Source organism: Streptomyces sp. NPDC001027, assembly GCF_040299045.1.
In the GTDB taxonomy this organism is placed as follows: Bacteria; Actinomycetota; Actinomycetes; order Streptomycetales; family Streptomycetaceae; genus Streptomyces.
Genome location: NZ_JBEPBI010000177.1, coordinates 1 through 16,034 on the forward strand (window position 1 = coordinate 1; position 16,034 = coordinate 16,034).

General features: G+C 68.5%; 17 protein-coding genes, 1 other RNA gene and 3 pseudogenes. 11 read left to right on the forward strand and 10 right to left on the reverse strand.

The features are described 5' to 3' along the window. Positions 1 to 831: WD40 repeat domain-containing protein (locus ABT300_RS32070; protein WP_502978037.1), on the reverse strand; the 831-nt coding region annotated here is incomplete at its 3' end. Positions 832 to 2,065: 1,234 nt separating this feature from the next. Between ABT300_RS32070 and ABT300_RS32075 the strand changes: the two genes are divergently transcribed. From ABT300_RS32075 to ABT300_RS32090, 3 genes are all read left to right on the forward strand, one after another. Continuing rightward, entirely contained in the window at positions 2,066 to 2,725 is a 660-nt protein-coding gene (locus ABT300_RS32075; RefSeq protein WP_351683157.1) for an SMI1/KNR4 family protein, read from the forward strand. Between the two features lie 151 nt (positions 2,726 to 2,876). Further along, positions 2,877 to 3,359 carry a riboflavin biosynthesis intermediates N-glycosidase gene (gene ybiA / locus ABT300_RS32080; protein ID WP_351683159.1) on the forward strand — a complete coding sequence of 161 codons (483 nt, stop codon included), beginning with the start codon at positions 2,877 to 2,879 and terminating at the stop codon, positions 3,357 to 3,359. 342 nt (positions 3,360 to 3,701) lie between these two features. Continuing rightward, positions 3,702 to 4,556, forward strand: coding sequence for a YwqG family protein (locus ABT300_RS32090; protein WP_351683161.1), 855 nt, complete (start codon positions 3,702 to 3,704; stop codon positions 4,554 to 4,556). 115 nt (positions 4,557 to 4,671) lie between these two features. On the opposite strand, the pseudogene ABT300_RS32095 reads toward ABT300_RS32090, so the two are convergent. Then, positions 4,672 to 5,014: pseudogene (locus ABT300_RS32095) on the reverse strand (transposase); the annotation flags it as partial. A gap of 25 nt (positions 5,015 to 5,039) precedes the next feature. Next, positions 5,040 to 6,056, reverse strand: a complete 1,017-nt coding sequence (locus tag ABT300_RS32100; protein WP_351683163.1) for a WD40 repeat domain-containing protein — start codon at positions 6,054 to 6,056, stop codon at positions 5,040 to 5,042. A 159-nt stretch (positions 6,057 to 6,215) separates the two neighbouring features. On the opposite strand from ABT300_RS32100, the gene ABT300_RS32105 reads away from it, so the two are divergent. The 3 genes from ABT300_RS32105 (at position 6,216) to ABT300_RS32115 (ending at position 9,081) form a co-directional block, all read left to right on the forward strand. Continuing rightward, complete coding sequence (locus ABT300_RS32105) at positions 6,216 to 6,650, forward strand: transposase (protein ID WP_351683165.1); 435 nt, start codon at positions 6,216 to 6,218, stop codon at positions 6,648 to 6,650. Positions 6,651 to 6,753: 103 nt separating this feature from the next. Beyond that, positions 6,754 to 8,868 carry a glycoside hydrolase family 97 protein gene (locus tag ABT300_RS32110; RefSeq protein ID WP_351683168.1) on the forward strand — a complete coding sequence of 705 codons (2,115 nt, stop codon included), beginning with the start codon at positions 6,754 to 6,756 and terminating at the stop codon, positions 8,866 to 8,868. Between the two features lie 48 nt (positions 8,869 to 8,916). Continuing rightward, positions 8,917 to 9,081 (forward strand): hypothetical protein, encoded by a 165-nt coding sequence (locus tag ABT300_RS32115; protein WP_351683171.1) that lies wholly within the window; start codon positions 8,917 to 8,919, stop codon positions 9,079 to 9,081. A gap of 22 nt (positions 9,082 to 9,103) precedes the next feature. Here ABT300_RS32115 and ABT300_RS44585 read toward each other — a convergent pair whose 3' ends face one another. Both ABT300_RS44585 and ABT300_RS32120 read right to left on the reverse strand, forming a co-directional pair. After that, on the reverse strand, positions 9,104 to 9,307 hold the full coding sequence (locus ABT300_RS44585) for a three-helix bundle dimerization domain-containing protein (RefSeq protein ID WP_502978038.1): 204 nt from the start codon (positions 9,305 to 9,307) through the stop codon (positions 9,104 to 9,106). A gap of 28 nt (positions 9,308 to 9,335) precedes the next feature. Next, positions 9,336 to 9,713, reverse strand: coding sequence for a luciferase domain-containing protein (locus ABT300_RS32120; RefSeq protein ID WP_351683174.1), 378 nt, complete (start codon positions 9,711 to 9,713; stop codon positions 9,336 to 9,338). Positions 9,714 to 9,859: 146 nt separating this feature from the next. On the opposite strand from ABT300_RS32120, the gene ABT300_RS32125 reads away from it, so the two are divergent. Both ABT300_RS32125 and ABT300_RS32130 read left to right on the forward strand, forming a co-directional pair. Continuing rightward, positions 9,860 to 10,462 carry a hypothetical protein gene (locus ABT300_RS32125; RefSeq protein ID WP_351683177.1) on the forward strand — a complete coding sequence of 201 codons (603 nt, stop codon included), beginning with the start codon at positions 9,860 to 9,862 and terminating at the stop codon, positions 10,460 to 10,462. Between the two features lie 166 nt (positions 10,463 to 10,628). Further along, positions 10,629 to 11,126 (forward strand): annotated as a pseudogene (locus tag ABT300_RS32130) (transposase); the annotation flags it as partial. Between the two features lie 13 nt (positions 11,127 to 11,139). On the opposite strand, the gene ABT300_RS32135 reads toward ABT300_RS32130, so the two are convergent. After that, complete coding sequence (locus ABT300_RS32135) at positions 11,140 to 11,703, reverse strand: hypothetical protein (protein ID WP_351683180.1); 564 nt, start codon at positions 11,701 to 11,703, stop codon at positions 11,140 to 11,142. Between the two features lie 139 nt (positions 11,704 to 11,842). On the opposite strand from ABT300_RS32135, the gene ABT300_RS32140 reads away from it, so the two are divergent. The 3 genes from ABT300_RS32140 to ABT300_RS32150 all read left to right on the forward strand — a co-directional run bounded on the left by ABT300_RS32140 (position 11,843) and on the right by ABT300_RS32150 (position 12,925). After that, positions 11,843 to 12,142, forward strand: a complete 300-nt coding sequence (locus tag ABT300_RS32140; protein ID WP_351683182.1) for a hypothetical protein — start codon at positions 11,843 to 11,845, stop codon at positions 12,140 to 12,142. A gap of 95 nt (positions 12,143 to 12,237) precedes the next feature. Beyond that, a complete protein-coding gene (locus ABT300_RS32145; RefSeq protein WP_351683184.1) occupies positions 12,238 to 12,450 on the forward strand; it encodes a hypothetical protein in 213 nt (70 codons plus the stop codon). 25 nt (positions 12,451 to 12,475) lie between these two features. Then, positions 12,476 to 12,925, forward strand: coding sequence for a hypothetical protein (locus ABT300_RS32150; protein ID WP_351683186.1), 450 nt, complete (start codon positions 12,476 to 12,478; stop codon positions 12,923 to 12,925). Between the two features lie 26 nt (positions 12,926 to 12,951). On the opposite strand, the gene ABT300_RS32155 is transcribed toward ABT300_RS32150, so the two are convergent. From ABT300_RS32155 to ABT300_RS32170, 4 genes and pseudogenes are all read right to left on the reverse strand, one after another. Beyond that, positions 12,952 to 13,086 (reverse strand): hypothetical protein, encoded by a 135-nt coding sequence (locus tag ABT300_RS32155; RefSeq protein ID WP_351683189.1) that lies wholly within the window; start codon positions 13,084 to 13,086, stop codon positions 12,952 to 12,954. Between the two features lie 599 nt (positions 13,087 to 13,685). Further along, an RNA gene (gene rnpB / locus ABT300_RS32160) (RNase P RNA component class A) lies at positions 13,686 to 14,088 on the reverse strand. Between the two features lie 187 nt (positions 14,089 to 14,275). Then, a pseudogene (locus ABT300_RS32165) lies at positions 14,276 to 15,055 on the reverse strand (DMT family transporter); the annotation flags it as partial. 22 nt (positions 15,056 to 15,077) lie between these two features. Then, entirely contained in the window at positions 15,078 to 15,905 is an 828-nt protein-coding gene (locus ABT300_RS32170; protein ID WP_351683191.1) for a helix-turn-helix domain-containing protein, read from the reverse strand. Positions 15,906 to 16,034 lie beyond the last annotated feature (129 nt).

The following is a 16,034-nucleotide window of genomic DNA, read 5'->3' on the forward strand; positions in this document are numbered from 1 at the left end:
GTCGTCGCTGCCGGTGACGGCGACCGAACGTCCCTCCAACACCCCCGTCGCCACCGCCAACACCGGGCCAGTGTGCCCGGTGAGCGGTTCGCCCACAGGCTGGTACCGGGCCAGGTCCCATACCTGCACGGCCCCGTCCCAGCCGCCGGCGACGACGACGGGAAGACCGTCCACCATCCCCGTCGCCACCGCCAACACCTTGTCAGCGTGGCTGAGGGGTTCGCCGATGAGCTGGCCGGTGGCCAGGTCCCAGACGCGTACCGTGAAGTCGTCGCTGCCGGTAACAGCAACGGACCACCCCTCCACCACCGCCACTGCGTTCACTTCATCAGTGTGGCCAAGCGGTTCGCAGACGGGCTGGCCGGTAGTCAGGTCCCAGACCCTCACTGTCATGTCGTAGCTGCCGGTGACGACGACGGGAAGACCGTCCACCATCCCCGTCGCCACCGCCGAGACCCCACTGGTGTGGCCGGCGAGAGGCTGCCAGAGGCAGTGGTCGACCATGCCAGCGGCCCACTCCACACCCCACGGCCCCGTCGACACTCCCTCCACCGGTGTGGCGTTGATCCGCGCCGATAGCTCCCGATCCCCGTACCGAGCAGCGTCCAAGGCCAGCAACTGCCGCCGTACCCCCGCCGTCGCACCCCGGAGCAGATGCGCCGACGCCCGGTACACCGCCGCCGCCAACCGCGCAGCAGGCCCCGACGCCGCATCCACCAGCCCAAGCACCTCCCCCGGATCGGCATGCACCAGGAACCCTGGATCCGCCAACCGCCCATCCACCCCGGAAGGCACATCCCCGGCCCCGTCAACGTGCAGATCATCAGACATACCTGCATCCAAGCAGCCCTCACCGACACGCCACCGCCAACCCGATGCCCCCACCGCACCATTTACGTAACGTCACCGATGAAGCCGCCAGTTGCCCGGCGACCCCAGATCCGCAGCCCGTCGGCGCCTCACCAATCCGCGCGGTCACTTATGGGCGAGGCCGGGATCGCCGACCTCGAACCGATGTGAGTCGAAGCCATCCACGCCCAGGACGACGGCCACCTCGTTCCGGTTGTCCCCGAGGTACTTCTTCGGGGGCTTCGTACGCTGACCAGTGGCTGCCGCAAGTGGAGTCGACCGAGCCGGCCGGCACTGCGATCTGCGTCTTCGCTCCCAACGTGGTCGCCAACCCGCACGGCACGTCCCTGTCTCCATGGGACACCAGCACCCAACCTGTTCACCCGGCGCGAGCCGACCTACGTCGTCGACAATCTTGTCCGGCTGTTCTGACCTTTGCGAGTCAACCCCACCAACGCGTTCTGCGCACGGACCCGCCACTGACGGTAGGTCATGCTCGGTCCGCTCTTGACGACCTCTCGACCGAATCCGGCTTGAAGTCTCACGTCGAACCGGACCCGTGGCTGTTGTCCGGGCTGCTCGTTGGCGTGACCGGCTGCGGCGACGATGTCGGTGGAGCCCGACGCGGACGTCGCATAGAGCCCCTTCCGGTTGGAGTGCGGACGCGGCAAGCGGGCACAGCGTCAGTGGAACTACGCAACTCTCCACGGAAGTGTGCTGCAGCGGGCCCGTGAGGGGTGGGCTGGCGTTCGTGGGGCATCTAGCATTTCGATCATGTCTGGTTGCACAGTCATGGCTGGTCGGAGGGGGACATGGTAGTGACGGGTGAAGTCATCTTTGCGCCCGCTCGAACATGTCCAGCAGCGGGGACTCCCGCGCCGGCCGGCACAGCGCAGGCGATCGGCAGGCCGTCCACCACCGCCATATCCGACTTGGACTGCGGTACGCCCAGAGGCACCCGGGTACGGCCCCCGCACGCGACGGCTACCGACGGCGATTCGACCACGGAACTGGTCGACCGCGTGTGCGATCCGGCTGTCGCGGTCGGCGAGGCCGACGAAGTCTTCGACTCGCTGACCGCTGTGCCTGGAGGACGAGGGTCCGACTGGCACGCCGCCCGCGCGGACGGGCAACGGCCGCTCGACACCCACCGCGCCTCACCGTCCGCCCCTGGAACCGACGGTGAGGGAGACGCGCGTTCGAATGGGGGCTCGCAGTGATCAAGAAGGGGCTCCAGGACCTCACGTCGGCCATGTTCGGTGCGTGGACTCCGAACGACGGATGCGCTGATGACGAGATCACGGCTGCCGAGGACCGCTTGGGGATCAGCCTGCCGGACGCCTTGCGTGACTACTACACCGTGGCCGGCAGGCACCCGGAACTGATGGGTATGGACGGTCGCGAGCACACGCTCCGGCTGAGCGCTCCCCGGGACCTGAGCCTTGCGGACGGACAACTGGTCTTCTGCGGGGAGAACCAGGGGCCCGCGGCGTGGAGTGTGCGCCCGGACGATGCCGGCTGGCCCGACCCCAGGGTCCACGGACGGGCCGAGCCGGGCGGGAAGTGGTACAGCGAAGCCCGGAGACTGTCGGCCTTCCTGATCAATGTCGCCGGCAGGCAGGCAGTCTGGGCGGCTCCGTACCAAGCCGCATGCCGGCTGCATGAGGACCAATTGGTGGCTGTCGAGCCACTGCTGGGCTTCATCGGATCTCGCGAGATGCAGAAGGGTGGTCACTGGCTGAGCTTTGTCGACCGATCGAGCCGCGTAGTGGCTCACTATTCCTACATCACCTCGACACTGCGTATTGGGGCGGTGGTCCCCGGCGCACTCGAATCCCTGCGTGAGGGTTCAGGACTCCCACTCGGACCGGCGTGAAGCGCGGAAGTGGCCACCGCCCGTTGATGGGCGGTTGGGTGGGCTGCGGGTAGTCGTGGCGGTCGGCTGTCCGCCTGGCGCGGAAGAACCATTGCCGGGGTTGGGGTATGCCTGACACGGCGCGGGTTTCCGTAACACATGTGAGGTTCTCATGACGATTTACTTCTATGGCGCCGATGAAGTCCCCTATGGATGCTTCTCAAACTTCTCCGATCACGGCTTCGACCTCGACGGGGTCTGGTGGCCGACCTCGGAACACTACTTCCAGGCGCAGAAGTTCAAGGACACCCGCCACGCGGAACTCATCCGGCGCGCGCGCACGCCGCTGCGGGCGGCGGAGCTGGGCCGTGACTCGTCCAAGCCCCTACGGAGGGACTGGGAGCGGGTCAAGGACGACGTGATGCGCCGTGCGGTGGCGGCCAAATTCCGTGCGCACGCAGATATCCGTGACATCCTGCTGTCCACCGGTGAGGAAGAGATCGTCGAGGACACCACCACCGATCACTACTGGGGTCGGGGCAGGACCGGGAACGGCAAGAACATGCTCGGCCGGATTCTGGTGCGCACCCGTAACCAGTTGTGCGCCGAACTCGCCGAAGGCCTCGAAGGCGACGGCCGCCGGCAAAGGCGGTGATCCGGGAAACGTGCGGTGTGCCGCATGCGCAGGACGGTTCGGTCGGGCCATGGGCTCGACGATGGGGCTCCCTCGCCGGCGGGTGCCTTTCTCGCTGCGTACGCGGACCCGTTCTCGACGTCGTGCGGCGAGAACGTCGGAGTGGCCGGCGTTGCTGTTGCGCCGGCTCGGGTAGGCGTGCAGGGCCCGAGTCCGGCGGGTACGGTTGGGGCGGTGTTGGGGTGGCGGTGGCTGTTGTCTGCTGAGGCGCTCAGAATAACCACGTAACCGGCTACGTAATCCAACAGTTGGGGGCCCGGTTCCGGAGGGTGAGTGTCGGTGGGGCCGGAAATGATGGATGCCATGACTGACAAGCGATACTCGCGGCTCGCCGCAGAACATCTTCCCGGTGACCTTGTTCAGCGCTGGACAGCGCTGCTGCGCCCATGCGTACGCCTGCGCCACGCCGAAGCCGCCGAGCGGACCGTGGCCGTCCTCGGCGGGGCCCCGGAGCTTCCCGCCGGGGTCGGCTGGCCCGAGTGGCCCGGATACGGGCCCTTGTCCTTCGTCGCTTCGGTGCGGTGTGCCGCACTGCCCAGAGACGGACTTGCTGAGGAGTTCCCAAAGGACGGAACCCTGCTCTTCTTCCACTTCGACGGTCAGGTGGACGAAGACGCCATCGTGTCCGCCGACGACCCCGAGACCTGGGCCGGGGCCCAGGTGCTGTACATCCCGGAGAGCACCCCCGTCTTCCCGGTGGAAACACCCCCTGTTCTGGAGGCGTTCCCGCGCGTGGAACTCGGCGCGGACACCGAGCAAAGTGCCCCGGACCTGTGGCTGCCCCAGGCCAGGCAAGCCCTGCTTGGCGACACCCGGCACTGGCCCCGGCCCCGCGACACCCCGGCCGGACTCAAACCCTTCGTTCGCGCCTTCGGGCACCTGCGCACCCGGATCGACCACCAGGTCGGCGGCCACGCCGTGCCCGTCCAGGGCCCTGTGGAGTACGAGATCGCGAACGCGGCACTCGGGGGCATGCATGTGTGGGGAGACCAACCGCTGGACCAGGAAGCCGAACGCTGGGTCCTGCTGGCCCAGTTCGGCAGCGACAGCGACGCGAAGATGACCTGGGGCGACGAGGGCGCTCTCTACTGGCTCATCCGCTCTGAAGACCTCGCCGCCCACCGATTCGACCTGGCTCGGCTCGCGGTGCAGGGTTAGCCGGCCGACCGGTCTCCGCCGTGGGTCCTGGGAGTGATCGTCGCGCGGCTGGAAGCGGCCGTCCGGGTGGCGGCTCAGGCGTCGACAGAGTCGGACCTCCCGTGCCGACGGCGCATCCGTCGGTCGGCCCGGTGACGTCGGAGACAGTAAGGCGGCGGTAGTACGAACGCGGGCGAACTGCCCGCAAGAAACCCGTGCGGATCCACCGCTGCACCGGCACCGGACCCCCGTGGACTGGTTCACGAACTGCTGCAGGTCCTGCTCGTCGCCGTCCGGCAACCGCAAGGCCAGGGCCTGGATCGGTTCGCGGCTGCCGTCCAGCATCAGTTCCCGTAGACAGCAGTCGACTTGGCCCGCTGGTCCTCGCGCGGCACCGAGGCAAACACGTCAGCGCCGTACACCGCCAACGTCGCCCGGACACGGTCTGCTTGATGTGCGTCTACGCACCCGACACGCATCCGATCCGCTGGACCCGATGTGTGTTCAGCCGGTGTGTCCGCAGGCGGGCGTGTCGAGCCCGGTCAGGTCCCATACCCGCACTGTCCTGTCGTTGCCGCCTGTGACAGCGACGGGCCAGCCGTCCACCGCAGTCGTCGCCGCGCCCCAGACCATGCCCTTGTGGCCTTCCAGGGGTTCGCCGAGTGGCCGACCGGTGACCAGGTCCCACATCCGTACCGTCCCGTCCCCACTGCCGACCAGGGCGATGAGGCGGCTTCCCATCACCGCTGTCGTTACCGCTCCCACCTCGCGGCACGCTTCCAGGGGCTCGACAGCGGGCCGACGTGTGGCCAGGTCCCACACTCGTACCGTCCCGTCGAAGTCGCCGGTGACGGCGCAGGGACGACCACTGACCACGGCCGTCGCCGCTGCGCGTACCTCGTTGGTGTGGCCTGCCATAGGCTCACCGATCTGTTTCCGGTCGGCCAGGTCCCACACCCGTACCGTCCCGTCGTTGCTGCCGGTGACGGCGACGGGTCGGCCGTCCACCACGGTCGTCGCCACAGCCTCCACCCAGTCTCTGTGGCCCGTCAGGGGCTCACCGATCTGTCGGCGGCCGGCCAGGTCCCACACCCGTACCGTGCCATCGGCATGACCAGCGACGGCCACGGGGCGCCTGTCCACCACAGTCGTCGCCACCGCGCACATGCGGCCGATGCTCTGATCCAGTGGCTGACCCGCATGTCGGCCCGTGGTCAGGTCCCACATCTGTATGAGATTGCTCCCGCCGCCGGATATGGCGACGGGACGACCGTCGACCACGGCTGTCGCCAGCGACCATACTTCGCCGTTGCAGATGAGGCCGTTGTGGCCGACCAGGGGACCGCCCACGGGTCGGCCATCTCTGAGGTCCCAGATACGGACCGTCTCGTCGTTGCTGCCGGTGACGGCGACGGGCCGGCCGTCCACCACGGCTGTCGCGAGCGACCAGATGCCGCGTTCGTGGCCGGTCAGGGTGAATCGGAGTCGGGAAGTCGTATCAGCACGCGCACCACCGGACATGAACGACACGATAGAGCCCGGGGCGATTCAGCGGCCGCGCAAATTCGTGAGGTGTGGAGCGTTCGTGAGAGTACTGTCCGTTGGTACGGCTGGGGGTCTCGTGGGTGACAGTGGGGCATTGCTGCCGGTCGGGAGTTCGGGGGTCGCTTGGGTTGTGGCATGAGCATGCGTAAGCCGTACCCGAGCGATCTCACCGACGAGCCGTGGGAGCTCGTTGAACCCGTGATCACGGCGTGGAAGGCCCGGCATCCGTCGGTCAGCGGGCATCAGGGGAAGTACGCGATGCGGGAGATCGTGAACGCGATCCTCTGCCAGAACCGCACGGGGTGTCAGTGGGAGTTCCTGCCGCACGACATGGCTCCACCGGGAGCGGTGAAGTACTACTCCTATCTCTGGCGTGACGAGGGCACCGACCAGGACGTTCACGACCTGCTGCGCCGGCAGCTGCGGGAGAAGCGGAAGCGATTAGCCGATCCGAGCCTGGTGGTCCTGGACACGCAGAGCATCCACACCTCCGTCGGCGTCCCCGCCACGACGACGGGCCGGGACGCCGAGAAGAAAGTGCTTTGGCTGGCCGTCTCGGTGTTTTGGTAGCGGTTTGCTCAATGATCGTTCAGATGCGGAACCTCGTCGGTTCACCCCCGGCGAACAAAGTCGGCCGGGTTCTGTCCAACCGATACCAAGGATCCGTATCCCCATGAGTCACCAGAATCCCGGTCAGATCTCCCGGAGAACCGTCGTCGCCGGTGCAGCCACGACCGCCGCGGCCCTGACGATTCCGCTGGCCGCAGGGGCCGCGCAGGCAGCCACCGCAACGAACGGCGCCGGCCCGGTCGTGGTGGTCTCTCCGTGCGGACAGGTACGGGTGACGCTGCGTCTGGACTCCGGCACCCCGACGTACGCCGTTGCGGTGGGCGGCATTGAGGTCGTTCCGCCCAGCCCTCTTGGGCTCACTATGGGCGACGCGGATTTCGCCGGGCGTCTGGCGTTGACCGACCGCGGCCGTCCGAGGCCGGTGGACGTCGAGTACGAACTGCTCCAGGGCAAGGTCTCCCGGGTGCGCAAGCAAATGACCGAGCGCGTGGTGTCGGTGCGCAACGTAAAGGGCCTGCCGATGGACATCCTGCTGCGTGCCGACAGCGAGGGGGCCGCGTTCCGGTACCGCTTCCCGGACCGCGGTGACGGCGCCACGCACACCGTGGTGGGAGAGACCACCGGCCTGACGCTCAACGTCCCGGCCGACGGCGGAGCCCAGTTCACCCTCCCCTACACGGTTCAGAAGCCCAAGTACCAGGAGTGGTACATCCCCCGCGACCACCACACGATTCCCGCGCTGGGCGACGCCACCGCCTCGCCGCGCGGCGCCTCCTTCCCGCTGCTGGCCCGCACCGCGGCACACGACGGCCAGGAGTGGTGGGTGCTGGCCAGTGAGTCCGGCATGGACGGCACGTACCCGGCCTGCCACCTCGCCCAGCCCGCCCTCAGCGCGGCCGCCGGCCAGGTGACGTACACCATCGCCTTCCCCTACGACGACGAGGCGCTCGGCACTCTCGGCCCCGGCACTCCCCAGGTCAGCGGCCACTGGCAGACGCCCTGGCGCTTCGTCGCCGTGGCCCGTACCGCCGCGCAGGTCGCCAACACCACCCTCGCCACGGACCTCGGCGTCCCCTGCGCGCTCGACGACACCTCCTGGGTCCGCCCCGGCGCCGCGACCTTCAGTTGGATGATGGACCACAACAGTCCCAAGAGCCTTGAGCAGACGATTCACTGGTTCGACTTGGGCAAGGAGATGGGCTGGCCCTACGCCCTCGTCGACGCCCGCTGGGACCAGATGACCGACGCGGCCGGGAACCGTGTCCCCCTGGAACGGATCGTCGCCGAAGCCGACCGACGCGGCCTGAAACTCTTCCTCTGGCACAACTCCGGCGGCGCCAACAACACCGGCACCGGCACCCCGCGCGATCTGATGGTCGACGCCGTCACCCGCCGCGCCCACTTCAAGAAGCTGCGCGATGCCGGCGTCGCGGGCGTCAAGGTCGACATGTGGGAGGCCGACAAGCAGCAGCTCATCGCCTGGCAGCGCGAGGTGATCGAGGACGCAGGCCGCTACAAGCTGCACATCGTGCTCCACAACACCACCATCCCGCGAGGCTGGGACCGCACCTACCCGCACCTCCTCGGCGTCGAGGCGGGCATCGCCAGCGAGCACTACTCCAACACCAAGGCGCTCGCCGACCAGATCCCCGAGCAGGCCACCATCGCGGCCATCAGCCGCAACATCGTCGGCGCCTTCGACTACGGCACCACCCTGCTGTCCCCCTACGCCCTGCCACAGAGCCCGCGCCACACCACCCACGCCCACGAGCTGGCCCTCACCGTGGTCTACCAGTCCGGCTTCAACGGCTTCGCCGACAGCCCCGAGGCATACCTCGGCCAGTCCCCCGAAGTACGCGAACTGCTCGGCACCGTCCCCCTCGCCTGGGACGAGACCCGCTTCCTCGCTGCCGACCCCGCCAGCCACGTCGTCGTCGCCCGCCGCAAGGGCAGCACCTGGTACATCGCCGGCGTCAACGGCAAGACACTCACCATGCCCGTCGGCCTCGACACCTCCGCCCCCGACTACACCCCGCCCACCGGCCAGGCCCAGCAGCTGACCTTCGACCTCCGCGACCTGGACATCCACTCCCCGACCACGCTCCAGCTGTTCGCCGACACCTCCACCACCGACCCGGCCCTGCGCCTGACGACCGCGCACGGCCCCCGGATCACAGTCGACACCGCCCCCTTCGGCGGATTCATCGCCGTCCTCTGACGGCCGACCAGGGACCCGGCCCTGGGGAGGAACCGGGGTCGGCCGCCCATGACTGGAGTGGCCGGCGACTCAGGTCCAGGTCGGGAATCCTCGGCGGCCGCACCCTTGTTGAGGTACGCCCACCTGCGCCTGATCACGAGGATCGCCGCGGTCGCGATGCTGGCGGCCGCCGCCAGCTGGTACGCGGCCCTCGCCGGGCGTGCTGCGCCCTAGGAAGCGGACGAGGACGAGTTCCTCAGCCTGAGGGCGCGTCCAATGCGGCCCGCGCCTTGCGTTCGACCAGCACGGGGACGAAGTCGCGGATGCGCCGATCACTGAAGGATGCGTGCGCTGTGGCTACCGCGGCCTCGATCTCCTCAACGGTGTGCCTCGCAGAGTGGGCCCTTGAGGCGCTCCGTGACTGCCTGATGGCGTCCGCTTCGCGTGTATCGACCGTCATACCTCAACCTGCCTGAAGGGAGCGGCCCTCAACTGCCCCCTGGGGGCCTCGCGCGCAAGGGAGGCGCGAAACGATCATTGCACGCCACCGATGGCGTGTCGCCTGGAACAGGACACGTCTGATGCGTCTTGAGGGCGAGACTCACCAAGGTCATGAGCAGGTGAATGTCCGTGTTGGTGCGCAGGCCAATCGTCACCCATTGCGAACCCGGCACAAGCCGGATCGCAGGCGAACTGACGAGGTCGGTTTCGAGACGCCCTATGACGCCGGCGGTGAGATGCAGGTCAGCGTGCCGGTCGGAGTGGAAGTGGACGATCTCCCTCTGGGCCGAGCGCAGCGCTCGGCCCAGACCGCAGCTGGCCGGGACCTCAGCGAGATCCGGCCAGCCCGCCAGTAGAGTAACCATTTCGGGCAGCTGTCACGACCTGTATTCGACATCTGTGTGGCAGGCGAGAATTTCCCCGGGTCAGGTACCGCGGACGGGATCGAAGGCATGCGTAGGGACCCTGGGGCCATTGGCCTGTCTGGGTCGGATACTCGATGATTGAGCACATGACGAATGACATATCCGTGTCCGGAACGGCCATGCGCCCTGGGCCGCCTCACCTGATCGGCCTGACCGAGTCGGCTGACCGTCCCGGTAACGTGACCGGGAATTTCTGGGCAGGGCTGCTGGAGGCCGGCTGGGCGGCACGGCTGCGATCCAAGGACGGCCGGACTCGATTCCAGCTGCGCTACTACGGGGAGCTGTTCGAAGGGCTGATCGTCGGTGGCGACTTGCCCGCGCTGCTGTATGCGGTCACCGAGTCGGGGCAGCAGATTCTGCTGTTCGATGGCGCGGTGCATGGCTATGACGCGATGTTCTGCGAGAGCTGGGACGAGGACGGACTGCGCACCCGCCGCGCCGACCAGGTATATGTCGATGCTGATGGCGAGGACACCTTCGAGCTGGTCGTCTGGGCCGGCTACAACATCGACTGGGAGGACGAACGTCAGTCCTTCGCGGACGCCGACGATCACGACTTCGTCACGCTCGTCGACGGTCGTCGTATTCCGTTGGAGGTCGCCCGGCATGCCGCCTTCGACGCTGTTTCGATAACCGCCACGAACGCTCGGGGCCGGGCCACCGACGTCGTGTCGGAGGAACTGGCCTGAGCGGTACCCGCAGCGGGCCCCTCCACCGCGGACAGGTCTCGGCGGCCTGGTTGGAACCCGAACCATTCCGCATTCTTGCCCCCTCGATATCCAGCCGCACCGCGGGCGGCGGTGGGCCGAGCGCGGTGGGAAGCACAAGTACCCAGACCGGAAGCCGCCAGCTGTGGGGCTCGTGCTGGACGGACGCCGCAAATCGATCCAGGCCATCGCCTCGCGACTACCGGACGGCAACGAGCAGAACCCGCAGCAGTTCGTGAACCAGTCGAACTGGATCCAGTGCCTGCACAGTGGCGGATCTGTGAGCGGGTGCCGCCCCTCACCCACCCGACGGCCTGGGCGATCGAGGACGTGTCGGTGCCCAAGGGCGGACAGCTGCCGGTCGCCGTCGTCCCGCAAGAATGCAGATCGTCGGGCAAAGGGCGAACTGTCAGGCCGCGGTCGGCGTCCACGCCGCGACCGACACCACCTCGTGTCCCCTGCAATGGCGGCTACTCCTGACCGAGGAGTGAGCGTCGGACGCCCGCCGGCGGGCCGTCGCCCGCGTCCCGCCCGAGGTCACGTACCGCGAGAAGTGGCGCCTTGCTCTGGACATGCTCGACACTCTGGCCCGCTGGGACATGACGCCGCCAGTCGGATGGCCGACGCCGCCTACGGCAGCAACGCCCACCTACAAGCCGTCAGAGAGGACGCGCGCTGGGCATGTCCCCGCCGTCACAAGAGTGCCTGCGGGCCTTCAGGACGGCAAGACGGGCAGACAACTCGCGTTCGGCGATGACGAGACCGCGCTCCAGCGTCTCGACGAACAACGTCCGGCTCACCGAAACCACCGTTGACGCCCACGGACCCTCGTCACCGTGTACCCGACAGGCGAGGTGGATTGTGTCCCCGTCGGGGAAGGCGAACGCCAGCACCCGATCGGTGCACTCGCCCCAGTCCAGGAACCGGCACCTCGCGAGCTCCGCCCCGGCCTCGGATGCCGTTCCTGTACCGGCGTCGTCGAGCATCCAATCCTCGGCAAGGCGAAACGCCTCGAACGGCGAGCCGAAACTCACCGGCCGCGCGGTCGGCGCGCGAGAGCGATCGAGCTCGTCCTTGAGCTTCTTGACCAGCAGTGGCCCGTAGAAAGCGTTGTCCCACGCGTTCACATGGAGCCCGCCGACGAAGACGTCGACGCACAACAGAGACGGATCCCGTTCGACGTGGAACTCCAAACCGAATCCGGCCCGCGACCCGAACAACATGGCACCCTCTCCAGTCCTGGCGCGACATCCGTCGCGGCTCGACCCTACTGATCCATTCGACTGTTGTGCTGGCCCAAGAGGGCCGTAGATTTGCCCTGAGCCCACGACACGGCAGAGGGCGGGACGGCTGGAGCCACCTTTGCGGGACAGTTTTTCCGGCGGATTCTTTACGCGGCTGGCACACGACACGCATCCGGTGGACCTGATGTGTCTCTATCTGCTGCACGGCTCGGTCGAAGGTATCCCTGGCCTGCTGATGGACCGGGAGACGCTGTCGTTCGAGTACCTGAGTCAGCATGTCGGTGCCGTGAGCCGCTGGAACCATGACGACGCGGACACGTTCTCCCTGCATGTCAAGAGGAAGGTCCGCGGGCGGCTGTGGTCCTGCCGGGAAGGGGTTGGCAGGACCTGGAAGGAGCGTTCCGTTCCTGGGGGTTGACCACTCTCGCCCAACTCTGGGGACGCTGCTGGACCTTCCCCTGGACCGACGGCACACAGGCACCCGAGCCATGGCCCTGGCCCTGGCCCTTCCTCATGCTCGCGCCCCTCCAGGACCTCCAGCGAATCCGCGACGAACTCACCGCCTTCGACACCGACCGTATCCATGACGACTACGACCTCCTGCCGGGCGGCGACGACGATGTGGAGGAAGTGGTGCCCTTGCTCGACGAGTCGTTCCCGGCGTGGGTCGACGCGGCCCTCGCCCAAGGCCGCGACTTGCTCCTGATCCGTGACGGCGGGAGATGAACATGCCGAAGGGAAGCCTGACCCCATGTCCATGTGGCTGAAGCTCACCAAGATCGAACCGGCACTGCTCATGGCAGTGCGGGAGGGGTCCGTACTCTCCGCGTTCCGCACAGGGGCGGACTCCTACGGATGCGACCACCGCATCCTCAGCACCATCGCCGAAGGCCGCGCCGAAGCCGAGGAGGGCACCGCGGACTGGACGAAGGCCTACCCATGGCTCGCCAGATCGACCGGCCACGGCTGCGCCGCCGTCGAGGAGAAGGAGTACGAGTCCGGCTACGGACCCGCCTTCGTCCTCACCCCCGACGAAGTCCGTCAGGTCGCCGAGGGCCTGGTGGCCGAGGGCTGGGCCACCACCGGTACCACGGCGGCCGACTGGACCGGGGAGAGCGAGGACCATGGGCTGGAGGACCTGGGACCGTTCTTCGCGGCCGCCGCAGCCGAGGGAAAGGCGGTGATCGGCGGGGTCGGCTGAGCCCATACGACGCCCTGTTGCCGGACCTACAGCTGCCACCACCACGCTTCGAGGTCCGGGGCGTCGGCGAACTCCACGGGGCATGCGTAGGGAGACTGCCGCACGACGGACAGGGCGTCGGTGCGGCGGACGACGGCGCGCAGGTCCCGCACGGCGGGCATCTCGGCGAGTTCGTCGATGTCGTAGGGGCAGCCGGCGGGGCCGTGTGAGGAGGGGCTGGCAGTCGAACGCTCACCACAGGCCGGCGAGTTCGCGCTCCTGTTCCTTCTCCGCGGCGCCGGCGACCTCGCGGGCCACCTCGATCAGGGGAGTGCGGCGGAGCGGGGGCGTCGGGACCGCGATTTCCGTAGCTCCGGGAGTCGCGCCCGTGCATCAGATGACCGCCGTCGCCAGAACCAGTGGTATTTCCCGGCAGGAGCATTCAGCGAGATGCTCGCGCCAGCGACCATTTCCGGATTCCGCTGCAGTTGAGGGATGTTTCGACAGGCCGCCGCACTGCAGGGCGCGCAGTCGGTGCGCAAGTTCCGCCCGAGCGGGGGCGGAGGAGACACCTCGTACATGTACTTACGAATGCATCAGCATCCGAGATGTCCCCTCCAGGGCGACACTGGATCATGTTCAACGACCAAAATGTCCAGATGTGCCGCACGGGCGGGGGACGGAAACGACGATACCCAAGTCTCAGATTCGCCCCGGATTCGACCCCGAGGGTTTGTTCAGCTAGTAAACACGGCCTCTGACCTGCGGAAATACGGAGCGACAGACGAGTCGGGCTGTACGCCGGGTTCTGTGCCGAGGTCTCTCGCGAGGGCCTCGGTGACGGCCATCCATCTAGGGCCGGCGTTGCCGCCGGCCTCGTGCGGTCTACCCGCGGACTCGGGCGGGCAGCCCTCGAACGTCCGCGCAGAGCGCTTTTCACGGCGCTCCTTTTGACCTTGCTCCGGGTGGGGTTTACCTAGCTGCCCAGGTCGCCCTGGGCACTGGTGGTCTCTTACACCACCGTTTCACCCTTACCGGGGACCAAGGTCCCCGGCGGTCTGTTTTCTGTGGCACTGTCCCGCGGGTCACCCCGGGTGGCCGTTAGCCATCACCCTGCCCTGTGGAGCCCGGACGTTCCTCGGGAAGTCCCGTGAGGGACTCCACGCGGCCGCCCGCCCGGCTCGTCTGCCGTGTCGACCATGGTACCGGGCCGAGCCTGCGCTTCGGTCCCGAGGCCGCGTCGTGCACCTCGCCAGAGGCCACCCCTTGCCTCGGGCCCGGGGCCGCGTCGCGCTTCGGGCTCGCCGCCGTCGCCAGGACGGAGCCCGTCAGGATCAGCGCGAAGGCCGCGAGGACGCCGGCCGTCAGGGACTCGTCCAGGAACAGGGCGCCTGCCGCCACCGCGACCGCCGGGTTCACGTAGGTGATGACCGTCGAGCGGGTGGGACCTATCTCCCGGATCAGTTCCAGGAAGCCGACGAAGGCCACCGCCGTGCAGAGGACGCCGAGGCCCGCGAGCGCCGCCAGCACCGAAGGGGCGGGGAGTTCGGTCGGCCGGGTGGCCGCCGCGGCCGGGGCGTAGACCAGTGCGGCCAGCGTCAGGCAGGGGACGATGAGCTGGAGGGTGGGGACGTCCTTCAGGCGGCGTGCCGCGATCAGGGGGGCCGTGGCGTAGCCCAGCACCGTCAGCAGGACCTCGCCGAGCGAGCGGGCATCGCCTCCCGTCAGGTGCGGGACCGTGAGGACCCCGACGCCGGCCAGGCCCAGGGCGAGGCCCACGACACGGCGTACGCCCAGCACCTCCGCGTCGCCGAGGAAGCGCGCGGCCAGCACGCCGACGATCGGGACGCCCGCGATCAGCAGGCCGGCGGTGGAGCTCGACAGGTGCCGCTCGGCGTCCGTCAGGGTGAACCACGGAACGATGATCTCGATGCACGCGAAGGCCAGCATGGGCGCCCAGTGCGCCCGCACGGTGCGGATCAGGCCGCCCTGGCGCAGCGCGAAGGGCAGCAGGAGGAGGGCGCCGAGCGCGCAGCGCACGAACACCACCATGGACGGGGAGAGGTCCTCCACCGCGATCTTGATCAACAGGTAGGGGATGCCCCAGATGACTCCCATCAGGGAGAACAGGAACCAGCCGCGTGCAGTCATGCCCGCAGTGTCTGCGGTCGCGTCACCGCGCGTCTTGAACGCTGTTGCGATACGCCGCCGGCGTGACCCCGAGGACGCGACGGAACCAGCGGGTGAGGTGGGCCTGGTCGGCGAAGCCGACCAGGGCGGCGACCTCGGCCGGGCGCAGGCCCGATTCCAGCAGGGCTCGCGCCCGGGCGACCCGGTGCTGGGCGAGCCAGGCGTAGGGCGGCATGCCGGTCGTCGTCCGGAAGGCGCGCAGGAGTTGGTAGCGGGACAGGCCCAGGTCGGCGGCGAGTTCGGCGAGCGAGGGCGGGGCGAGGAGTTCGTCGGCGAGGCGGGTGCGGACAGCGCCGGCGATGTGCTCGGCGCCGGGGATCGTGTCGCACACCGGGCGGGCCGTCGAGTGGCGTCGAGCCAGGGCCGTCAGCAGCCATGGAAGGCGCGACTCGGCCTCCAGCGGGTCGGGGCAGGCGGACAGTTCCGTGTGCGCCCGGCGCAGGGCGGCGGCCAGTTCGGGGTCGTCGAGGAGAGGCTCGCGGAAGTGCGGCACACCGCCGAGGGTGCCCTCGGAGAGGAGGGCGGGCCCGGCGTACAGCGCGCGGTAGGCGTAGCCGGCGGCGTCGTCGTCGCCAGGGCCGCCGGTGTGGGTCTCGTCCGGTGCGAGGACGACGATGGAGCCGGGACCGGTGCGGATGCGGCCGCCGCGGTAGTCGATGATCTCCGAGCCGTCCACGCAGACGCCGACCGTGAACTCCTCGTGCGCGTGCGGGGCGTAGACATGCTGCTCGAAGCGGGCGGTGAGCAGATCGAGGGGCGGTCCGTGACGGCCCAGCCGCGCCCGGGTCCACGACGCCTGTTCACGGCCCATCCGGCACCCCCTGCCCTGCCCGCTCCTGCCCGCTCCTAGGAGCTGTCTTCAAATGTCACGCCCACATCAGGAGCGAGGCGAGGGTGACGGCTGCCTGGTAGGACTCGGCGGTCTTGTCGTAGCGGGTCG

Coding starts and splice junctions, on each gene's coding strand:
- ybiA (WP_351683159.1), top strand. CDS start 2,877: ATGACGATTTACTTCTATGGCGCCGATGAAGTCCCCTATGGATGCTTC.
- ABT300_RS32105 (WP_351683165.1), top strand. CDS start 6,216: ATGAGCATGCGTAAGCCGTACCCGAGCGATCTCACCGACGAGCCGTGG.
- ABT300_RS32155 (WP_351683189.1), bottom strand. CDS start 13,086: ATGCCCGCCGTGCGGGACCTGCGCGCCGTCGTCCGCCGCACCGACGCC.
- ABT300_RS32100 (WP_351683163.1), bottom strand. CDS start 6,056: ATGTCCGGTGGTGCGCGTGCTGATACGACTTCCCGACTCCGATTCACC.
- ABT300_RS32135 (WP_351683180.1), bottom strand. CDS start 11,703: ATGTTGTTCGGGTCGCGGGCCGGATTCGGTTTGGAGTTCCACGTCGAA.
- ABT300_RS32170 (WP_351683191.1), bottom strand. CDS start 15,905: ATGGGCCGTGAACAGGCGTCGTGGACCCGGGCGCGGCTGGGCCGTCAC.
- ABT300_RS32125 (WP_351683177.1), top strand. CDS start 9,860: ATGACGAATGACATATCCGTGTCCGGAACGGCCATGCGCCCTGGGCCG.
- ABT300_RS32110 (WP_351683168.1), top strand. CDS start 6,754: ATGAGTCACCAGAATCCCGGTCAGATCTCCCGGAGAACCGTCGTCGCC.
- ABT300_RS32090 (WP_351683161.1), top strand. CDS start 3,702: ATGACTGACAAGCGATACTCGCGGCTCGCCGCAGAACATCTTCCCGGT.
- ABT300_RS32145 (WP_351683184.1), top strand. CDS start 12,238: ATGCTCGCGCCCCTCCAGGACCTCCAGCGAATCCGCGACGAACTCACC.
- ABT300_RS44585 (WP_502978038.1), bottom strand. CDS start 9,307: ATGACGGTCGATACACGCGAAGCGGACGCCATCAGGCAGTCACGGAGC.
- ABT300_RS32150 (WP_351683186.1), top strand. CDS start 12,476: ATGTCCATGTGGCTGAAGCTCACCAAGATCGAACCGGCACTGCTCATG.
- ABT300_RS32120 (WP_351683174.1), bottom strand. CDS start 9,713: ATGGTTACTCTACTGGCGGGCTGGCCGGATCTCGCTGAGGTCCCGGCC.
- ABT300_RS32115 (WP_351683171.1), top strand. CDS start 8,917: ATGACTGGAGTGGCCGGCGACTCAGGTCCAGGTCGGGAATCCTCGGCG.